This is a genomic window from Burkholderia sp. BCC1640 (assembly GCF_902833125.1).
GTDB classification, from domain to species: domain Bacteria; phylum Pseudomonadota; class Gammaproteobacteria; order Burkholderiales; family Burkholderiaceae; genus Burkholderia; species Burkholderia diffusa.
Genome location: NZ_CADFEF010000108.1, coordinates 1 through 768 on the forward strand (window position 1 = coordinate 1; position 768 = coordinate 768).

Annotated in this window: 1 rRNA gene; it reads left to right on the forward strand. The window is 60.5% G+C overall.

The features are described 5' to 3' along the window. A 5S ribosomal RNA gene (rrf, locus tag HWX25_RS32690) occupies positions 1-113 on the forward strand. Positions 114-768: the final 655 nt, after the last annotated feature.

Genomic DNA, 768 nt, shown 5'->3' on the forward strand with positions numbered 1-768 from the left:
CCTGATGACCATAGCGAGTCGGTCCCACCCCTTCCCATCCCGAACAGGACCGTGAAACGACTCTACGCCGATGATAGTGCGGATTCCCGTGTGAAAGTAGGTAATCGTCAGGCTCCCTCAAGCCAGAAACCCCCGCCCGACAAGGCGGGGGTTTTTGCATTGGCGCGGCGGAAATGCGAGTGTAGGCAATCGAGCCTCTCCGTTTGCTGACCAAGCGCGTCGCCGGAATCCACCGCTTTCCATCATCCCGGACCAATCACCCGCTGATTCGCTGCAATCTCCAGCCAGGGAGGCGACTCGGGCCGGTTCGGCGACGCCTCCGGCAACGCATTTTTCCGGCCAATGTAGGTGACTATGTTCGAGGCGCGGGGTCGCCGGTGTATGGCTGGCGCGTTTCATGGCAAATCCACGGCAGCTCGAGGCCGCGAGAGCATACCCGTTAGCATCCGAATGACGACCGAAATTCCCACGGAGCCCCCCGCCGACGCCCAGTGTCGGGAGATGAGGTCGGTTTGCCTGCTCGATCCCGTCAGACGTCCCCGTGTAGCTTCTGACGAGAGCGAGCTACCAGATTCGAAGGGCATAGGCTTCGTCAACGAGCGAACGAGCTGCGCCACCGAAAAAGCCACGATCTTAGCCATCAATGTCCGCGCCGACGGAATTTTGAGCCACCGGGCCGATTGGATTTTGAGCCGGGGTGGAGACCGGTCTATAGCAGGACCGGTTGTGGATAAGTGTATGGGTTTCCGGGGTCGTTGTCCTCCTGCG